Annotated in this window: 9 protein-coding genes and 1 pseudogene; 3 read left to right on the top strand and 7 right to left on the bottom strand. The window is 62.5% G+C overall.

Features of this window, described 5'->3' with window-relative positions; genetic code table 11:
* The 4 genes from EOC93_RS31425 to EOC93_RS31410 form a co-directional block, all read right to left on the bottom strand.
* A partial coding sequence (locus EOC93_RS31425; RefSeq protein ID WP_127206560.1) for an NAD-dependent epimerase/dehydratase family protein occupies positions 1-537 on the bottom strand: 537 nt, incomplete at its 3' end.
* 1 nt (position 538) lies between these two features.
* Positions 539-745: a hypothetical protein gene (locus EOC93_RS31420; RefSeq protein WP_095484090.1), complete on the bottom strand. Its 207-nt coding sequence runs from the start codon at positions 743-745 to the stop codon at positions 539-541.
* A gap of 63 nt (positions 746-808) precedes the next feature.
* Positions 809-1795, bottom strand: a complete 987-nt coding sequence (locus EOC93_RS31415) for a cation diffusion facilitator family transporter (RefSeq protein ID WP_095484089.1) — start codon at positions 1793-1795, stop codon at positions 809-811.
* Positions 1796-1808: 13 nt separating this feature from the next.
* The gene (locus tag EOC93_RS31410) at positions 1809-2495 is read right to left on the bottom strand and encodes a GNAT family protein (protein WP_127206559.1); all 687 of its coding nucleotides are present in this window, start codon (positions 2493-2495) and stop codon (positions 1809-1811) included.
* A gap of 83 nt (positions 2496-2578) precedes the next feature.
* Here EOC93_RS31410 and EOC93_RS31405 point away from each other — a divergent pair, with 83 nt between their 5' ends.
* Positions 2579-3763 carry a pyridoxal phosphate-dependent aminotransferase gene (locus tag EOC93_RS31405; protein ID WP_095484088.1) on the top strand — a complete coding sequence of 395 codons (1185 nt, stop codon included), beginning with the start codon at positions 2579-2581 and terminating at the stop codon, positions 3761-3763.
* Between the two features lie 125 nt (positions 3764-3888).
* Complete coding sequence (locus EOC93_RS31400; RefSeq protein ID WP_095484087.1) at positions 3889-4269, top strand: YciI family protein; 381 nt, start codon at positions 3889-3891, stop codon at positions 4267-4269.
* Between the two features lie 9 nt (positions 4270-4278).
* Here EOC93_RS31400 and EOC93_RS31395 read toward each other — a convergent pair whose 3' ends face one another.
* The 3 genes from EOC93_RS31395 to EOC93_RS31385 form a co-directional block, all read right to left on the bottom strand.
* Positions 4279-5034, bottom strand: coding sequence for an SDR family oxidoreductase (locus EOC93_RS31395; protein WP_095484086.1), 756 nt, complete (start codon positions 5032-5034; stop codon positions 4279-4281).
* Positions 5035-5307: 273 nt separating this feature from the next.
* On the bottom strand, positions 5308-6072 hold the full coding sequence (locus tag EOC93_RS31390; protein ID WP_095484085.1) for a tellurite resistance TerB family protein: 765 nt from the start codon (positions 6070-6072) through the stop codon (positions 5308-5310).
* Between the two features lie 355 nt (positions 6073-6427).
* On the bottom strand, positions 6428-7351 hold the full coding sequence (locus EOC93_RS31385) for a rhodanese-related sulfurtransferase (protein ID WP_127206558.1): 924 nt from the start codon (positions 7349-7351) through the stop codon (positions 6428-6430).
* Between the two features lie 191 nt (positions 7352-7542).
* Here EOC93_RS31385 and EOC93_RS31380 point away from each other — a divergent pair.
* Positions 7543-7739 (top strand): annotated as a pseudogene (locus EOC93_RS31380) (keto-deoxy-phosphogluconate aldolase); the annotation flags it as partial.

Here is a 7739-nt window from a genome sequence, read left to right as displayed (position 1 = left end):
GACGCAAATGGTCGGTAGCCTGATCCCGATGCCGTCGAAGAAACCGCGCCGTGTGTAATCGGCCAAGAGGGCTTCGCCCATCAGCTTCTGCGTGCCGTAGGAGGTCAATGGCGTCGGGTGGAATTCGTCGGGGATGACATCCGGGAACGGCGCGCCGAACACGGCGATCGACGAGGTGAAGACGACGCGCGGCGCAAACCCCGCCAGCCTTACGGCATCGAACAGCGCCCTTGTGCCGTCGAGATTGACGCGATAGCCGAGATCGAAATTGGCCTCCGCCTCGCCCGACACGACGCCCGCGAGATGGAAGATCACGTCCGGCCGCAACGCGACCAGCCTTTCCGTCGCGCTCGGCGCAGCAAGATCGCCGGTATGGATAGCAACATCGACGTCTTCCAGGACCGGCGCCTGTGGCGGCACGATATCGTGAAGGTCGAGCGCGGCGATCTTCCGGCCGCTGAGCGTTCCGTCCTTCGCCAGCCGGGCGATGAGCTTGCGGCCGACCATGCCTGCCGCACCGGTTATCAGGATACGCATATCATTTTCCTCTTTTGCGCTGGCTGCGACCGCGCAGCCAAAACACGACGAAGATGGCCACCATGAAGACAGCGGCAATAGCAGCGGCAAGAATGGTCGAGACGCGGCCGACCGCCAGCATCACGGTTGGCAAATAGTAGGCGGCGATGCCGAACAGGATCAGCACCCAGAGGGCGCCTATTGCCGCATTGCGCGTGTCGCGGTCCATCAAGTGGTCCCGACGCTGCGGAAATTCATCAATTTGGTTACCAATGCCATGGAACTCCCGGTGTCAGTGATAGTGGCCATGATGCGGAGCCACATTGTGCGCATGGTCGTGCTCGCCGTGGTGCTCATCATGGCTGTCGGCGCATTGGCCGAATTCCGGTTCTACGGTGGCGTGGGCAATTCCATGCTCGGCGGCAAGCCGCTTCTTGATGGCGCTGACCGCTTTGTGGGCATCGACGCCATCGTTGAGGCAGGCATGCAAGGTCGCCATGTTGCTTGACCCGTCAAGCGACCAGACATGCATGTGATGGACCTCGCGCACGCCCTTGATTGTCCCCTCTATGTCCCTGGCGATCAGGTCGCGATCGAGGCTCGCCGGCACGCCTTCGAGCAGGACATGGGCTGCTTCGCGCATCAGCGACCAGGCCGTAGACAGGATCAGCAGCGAGACAAGGACTGACAGGATTGGATCGATAGGCGTCCAGCCCGTCGCCAGGATGATCAGGGCAGCTATGATCGCCGCCGCCGAGCCGAGCAGATCGCCGAGCACGTGCAGGATGGCGCCGCGCATGTTCAGGCTGTCGCGGTCGCCGCCATGCAGCACGAAGAAGGAGCCGATATTAACCAGCAGACCGGCGATCGCAACGACCAGCATCGGCCCGCCGAGCACGGGCGCAGGCGTCAGCAGGCGTTCCCAAGCCTCATAGATGATCCACAGTGCAATGGCGAAGATTGCGATGCCGTTGGTATAGGCGACCAGCGTCTTGACCCGGCCAAAACCGTAGGTGAGGCGAACCGTGGCCGGGCGGCCGGCCAGATGAAAAGCATACCAGGCAAGGCCGAGCGCGATACAGTCGGCGAGCATGTGGCCGGCATCCGCCAGCAGCGCCAGCGATCCCGTGAGGAGACCGCCAAGCGCTTCCACGACCATGAAGCCGGCGGTCAGGCAGGCCGCGATCAGCACCCGTTTCTTGTCGGTAGAGCCGTGCACATGACCGGCGCCGTGGCTGTGGTCGTGCCCCTGCGAACCGTGATCATGGGTATGCGCCATTCACGAACTCCCGCTACGCACCGAACTCGGCACGGAAATCCTCGAGCCGTCGCTTCTGCCGGCCGTCGCCCTCGAAATTGGCCGGATCGAGCCATGCCTCATAGGCTCTGCGCAATGCCGGCCACTCCTTGTCGATGATCGAGTACCACGCGGTATCGCGGTTTTCGCCCTTGACCACAAGATGCTGGCGAAAAATGCCCTCGAACTTGAAGCCGAAACGTTCCGCCGCGCGCTTCGACGGCTCGTTACGGTTGTTGCATTTCCATTCGTAGCGGCGATAGCCAAGCTCGTCGAAGATGTATTTCATGAACAGGAACTGCGCTTCCGTCGCCGCCGGCTTGCGCGAGATCAGCGGACCCCAATAGATGTTGCCGATCTCGATCACGCCATAGGCCGGATCGATGCGCATCAGCGTCTGGCGCCCGGCAATTTTTCCGCTGGCCTTGTCGATGACGGTGAAGAACAGCGGATCTTCGCTGGCTTCGGCCTTGTCCAGCCAAGGCTGGAAGGCGGCACGGGTCTGCGGTGGGTAGTCAGGCAGCCAGGCGAAGCGGCCATCCACGTCGGGCACCGAGGATGCTTCAAACAAGCCGTCGCCGTGCTTTTCCGCGTTGAGCGGTTCAAGCCTGACGTAGCGCCCCTCCAGGACTTTGCGTTCGGGCCGCGGGCGCGGTTGCCAATTCTTGAGATTTTCCGACACCCAAAGCTCCAATCCGTTTGACTTTTGCGAAGGGACGCTCACAAAAACGCTCGCTCGGTGAAAGAACCACACGGACGGGAAAAATGCTCCACACGATTTCGGCCTTCGACCGTCTTGGCGAGGAAAATGCCTTCGCGGTGCTGGCGCGTGCCACCGCGCTTGCCCATCAGGGCCGCGATATCGTCAATCTCGGCATCGGCCAGCCCGACTTCAAGACGCCGCAGCACATCGTCGAGGCAGCGATCAAGGCGCTGCGCGACGGCCATCACGGCTACACGCCGGCCAACGGCCTACTGGGGACACGCGAAGCGGTCGTGCGCCGCACGCTGACCACCACCGGCGTCGAGGTGTCGCCTGAGTCGGTGATGATCCTGCCCGGCGGCAAGCCGACCATGTTCGCCGCGATCCTGATGTTCGGCGAACCGGGCGCTGAAATTCTCTATCCCGATCCCGGCTTTCCCATCTATCGCTCGATGATCGAGTTCACCGGCGCCACCCCGGTACCGGTGCCAATGCGCGAGGAGAACGGCTTTGCCTTCTCGGCGCAGGAGACGCTGGCACTGATCACGCCGAAGACCAGGCTGCTCATCCTCAATTCACCGGCCAACCCGACCGGCGGGGTCACCCCCCGCGCCGAGATCGAGAAGCTGGTCAAGGGACTGGAAGCGCACCCCGACGTCGCTATCCTCTCCGACGAAATCTACGACGTGATGACCTATGACGGCGAGACGCACTGCTCGCTGCTCAATTTTCCCGAAATCCGCGACCGGCTGATCGTGCTCAACGGCTGGTCGAAGACCTGGGCGATGACCGGCTGGCGCATGGGCTGGTCTATCTGGCCGAATGGTGACAAGGGCGCCCACCTCTACGACAAGGTGCGCAAGCTGGCAGTCAATTGCTGGTCCTGCGTCAATGCGCCGAGCCAATATGCCGGCATCGCGGCCATCGACGGCCCGCAGGACGACGTCGACGAGATGATGCGTGCCTTCGACCGCCGCAGGAAGGTCGTGGTCGAGGGGCTGAACGCTTTGCCTGGCGTTTCCTGCATCACGCCGAAGGGCGCGTTCTATGCCTTCCCCAACGTTTCGAAGACCGGCTGGAAGGCCAAGAAGCTGGCGTCCGCCCTGCTCGAGGATGCCGGCGTGGCGCTGATCGGCGGACCTGATTTCGGCATTCTCGGCGAGGGCTATATCAGGCTGTCCTACGCCAACTCCGAAGAGAACATCCAGCGCGCGCTGGAGCGGATCGAGACGTTTCTGGGCAAATGAGGACAAGCGCATCCCCAGGGAAAATCGGAATCGATTTTCCTTGGGGATCATGCGCAAATCAAAGTGCCACAGCGCTCTTTGCGCGTTCGGCGATAGAATTCACGACCGAAGAAAGGTGACGTCAGATGTTTTATGCCATCCTCGCCTATCACGTGGAAGAAGCGATCACGGCGCTGACGCCGCAGGAGGATGCGGCGTTGATGACCGATCTGCTCCAGATCAACGAGCGGCTATACCGGGAAGGCACCCTTGGCCCGGCGGCGCGGCTCGGGGCGACACAAGACGCGTGTACCTTGCGCGGGCCGGGCGCCGGAATGGTCATTGACGGACCCTTCGCCGAGACCAAGGAGCAATTGTTGGGACTCTACGTCGTCGACTGCGCCACGCCTGATGCCGCGATCGCGATTGCACGCGACCTTCGTCGCGTCAATCCGACCGCCGTCTACGAAATCCGCCCCATCTCGCTATATCTTCCCGGCGTGCCGCTTTCGGTCACGCAGTCCTAGAGCGGCTGCTCACCCTCGCCCGACGTACGGCATTTTCGTCGCCATAACGGTCATGAACAGCACATTGGCGTCGAGCGGCAGGCTGGCCATATGAACGACGGCATCGGCGACGCGCTCGACGTCCATCACCGCTTCGGCGGCGATGGAGCCATTGGCCTGCGGCACCCCGACCGTCATAGCCTGCGCCATGTCGGTCAAGGCGTTGCCGATGTCGATCTGGCCGCAGGCGATGTCATAAGGCCGGCCGTCCAGCGCCAGCGTCTTGGTCAGCCCGGTAATGGCGTGCTTGGTCGCGGTATAAGGCACCGAGCCCGGCCGCGGCGCGTAGGCCGAGACCGAGCCGTTGTTGATGATGCGGCCACCCATCGGCCGCTGCCTGCGCATGGCGCCAAAGGCGGCGCGGGCGCACAGGAACGAGCCGGTGAGATTGACCCCGACGATGTCGTTCCACACCTCGACGGGGATCTCGTCGATCAACGTCGACTTGTAGCTCGTGCCGGCATTGTTGAAGAGCAGATCGACACGACCGAAAGCCGCCGCCACCGTCTCGAACATCTCGTCGACCTGATCGGCCTTGCTGATGTCGCAGGCAACCGCCAGCGCCTTGGCTTGTGTCGATCCGGCCTCGGTGATCGCCTCTTTCAGCACCGGTTTGCGGCGTCCGCAGAACACCGTGTTCCAGCCGGCCTTGAGCAGCGCCGTGGCAACGCTTTTGCCGATGCCCGTGCCGGCGCCGGTGACGATGGCGGTTTTGTAGTCTGTCATAACTGTTCTCCTACAGCGCCGGGTGCCCGCAAAGGACGCTATAGCACCTTGATTTTGAGCAATTTGATTTTGCGCATGATCGCGTCCAAAAATCGATTCCGATTTCGGGTTATGCGCTAGCTGAGCCGACAAAAAGGGCGGCCATTGGCGGCCGCCCTGATCTGAACCGGGCTTGGGAGGAGGAAGCCGATCCGACTGCCTAAAATCATGCGCTCGCCGGGTTAACGAGACGTTAGCGCGAAATCTGGCCAGTCAACTCCCTACGGTTGCAGCCTACCAGCGCGAATTGGGAGCGGTCTTGCTAGCCGCCTTTGCTGCCTCGCTGGCGCCCTCCGCTGGCACCTTTGCCGCCGACACCGTCGCCTCGACATGGTCGACCAGCGCGTCCGGCAGGCCGAGGCGGCCGGCGAGCAGATCGAGATAGCCGCGTTCGGCACGCGTATCCGGATCGATGGTGAGCCGCGAGGCGGTGTAGAGTTCGAGCTTCTGCGCGTCGGTTTGGGCGCCAGCGACCAGCGTATCCAGATCGAGCGGCGTTTCCAGCTCCGACATCAGGAATTTCTCAGCGTCGGAGCCGATGCCCGCGAGGCTGAGCTTGCCGGCGATCTTCTGCCGCTCGCCGTCGTCTATATGGCCGTCGGCCTTCGCCGCCGAAATCATCGCCCGCACCAGCGTCAGCGTGAATTCGTCCTCGCCTTGCGGCGCCTGCGAGGGATGGAAGGCGGTGTCAGCGGGCGGCGGCAGCAATTCCGGCTCACCGGCAACCTGCGTCTCAGCCGGCGCACTGCCGCTCTTGTAGTTCTGGTAGGCCTTGTAGGCGAGGCCACCGATCGCGGCCAGGCCACCGAGCTTCACCGCAGTGCCGGTGATCTGACGGCCAGCGCCGGTTCCGAGCAGCACCGCGGCCAGCGCGCCGGCCGCCAGGGGATTGTCCTTGGCCATCTGCACAGCCTGCCCCCCTTTTTCGCGGACGGTCGACCCCGTCCCGGGAATTTGCGAGCCGAGCAGATCGTCGAGGAGCTTCTTGGGATCGAACATCAATGCCTCCAGAATTGGCCCGGCCGAACGTGCACGGGCAGGTTTTCGGACGTTGAAGAGGTAGGCCCCGCATATTGACATTACAATGACGGGTGAGCGCCTTGCCAGTGATGACGCAAACGAGCAGGTGGTGTCAGGATATGCGTGTTCCTAACGCATCGGCCCGAAAATCCGAATCGATTTTCGGAAAACACAATGCGTAGATTCAAAGTGTTAGAGCGTACTTTGTGCCTCCAAGCTGACGCACGTCGCTCTAGAGCAATTCCAGGAAAAGTGTGAAACGGTTTTCCGTCCGGAATTGCGCAAAAACAAAGAGATAGAGCGGTTCGGCGTTTCCGTGAAACGATGAAGCGCTCTAACGTCCGATATGCGGGGCCCTGCCCTGCACTTGCGCCAATTCGACCTGGCGCTGGCGCTCGGCGTAGCGCGCACGATCCTCGTCTGAACGGGCATCGAAGCAATGCGGGCATGAGGTGCCAGCGGCATATTTCGGCGATAACAGGTCCTGCCCGGTCAGCGGATGCCGGCAGGCGCGGCACAGTTCAGCCTCACCCTCGACCAGGCGGTGTGACACCGAGACGCGCTCGTCGAAGACGAAGCATTCGCCCTGCCAGAGGCTCTGTTCGGCGGGCACCTCCTCGAGATATTTCAGGATACCGCCCTTGAGATGGAACACGTCCTCGAAGCCGAGCGACTTCACATAGGCTGTCGCCTTCTCGCAGCGTATGCCGCCGGTGCAGAACATCGCCACCTTCCGGCCGACGAGCTCGGCCCTATGCTGATCGACCCAGGCCGGGAATTCGCGAAAGCTCGTCGTGGCAGGATCGACCGCGCCTTTGAAGGTGCCGATCGACACCTCATAGGCATTGCGCGTGTCGATGACGATCGTGTCCGCATCCGAGATCAGCGCGTTCCAGTCGGCTGGCGCGACATAAGTGCCGGCGCTTGCCGCCGGATCGATATCCCCAACACCCATGGTGACGATCTCGCGCTTCAGCCGCACCTTCATACGGTGGAACGGCATCTGCGCGGCGCTGCTGTACTTGACCTCGAGACCGGCGAGACCTTCGATGGATTCGAGATGCTCGATGAGCGCGGCGATATCAGCTTCGCTGCCGGCGACCGTGCCATTGATGCCCTCATGCGCCAGAAGCAGCGTGCCTTTGATACCGCGTCCGCAGCAGAAGACGGCGAGCGGCGCACGCAACGCTTCGAAGTCGCCGAGCCGGGCAAACCTGTAGAGCGCGGCGACGCGGAAAGTTTGATTGGGCAGTGTCATCGCCGAAGCCACTAAACGCTCATGAAAGCCGATTCAAGGCTGACGCGTGGACCAGCCTCTCCTTGGTGGCTTTGACAGTCGGGCTGACGGCATTGCCGGTAGTGCGTGACATCGCGACACGCTTCGTTTCGTGGACAGAAAAACGGCCTTCTGCTAACCGGTTGAACGGATCAATACCGGAGAGACGACAAATGCCCAACAAGACCGAAAAGCTCCTGTCGCTCCTCAACGGCCAGCCAGTCATCCCGGTGCTGAAGATCGCCAATGTCACCGACGCCGTGCCGCTGGCGCGCGCCCTGGCGCGCGGCGGCCTGCCGGCGATCGAGATCACGCTGCGAACCGCTGACGCGCTGGAGGCGATCCGGCTCGTGGCAGGCGAAGTCGAGGA

Origin of the sequence: Mesorhizobium sp. M6A.T.Ce.TU.002.03.1.1 (genome assembly GCF_003997275.1) — a bacterium.
Lineage (GTDB): Bacteria > Pseudomonadota > Alphaproteobacteria > Rhizobiales > Rhizobiaceae > Mesorhizobium > Mesorhizobium mediterraneum.
The sequence above is the reverse complement of the archived record's forward strand: the minus strand, read 5'-3'. Positions and strand labels throughout refer to the sequence as shown.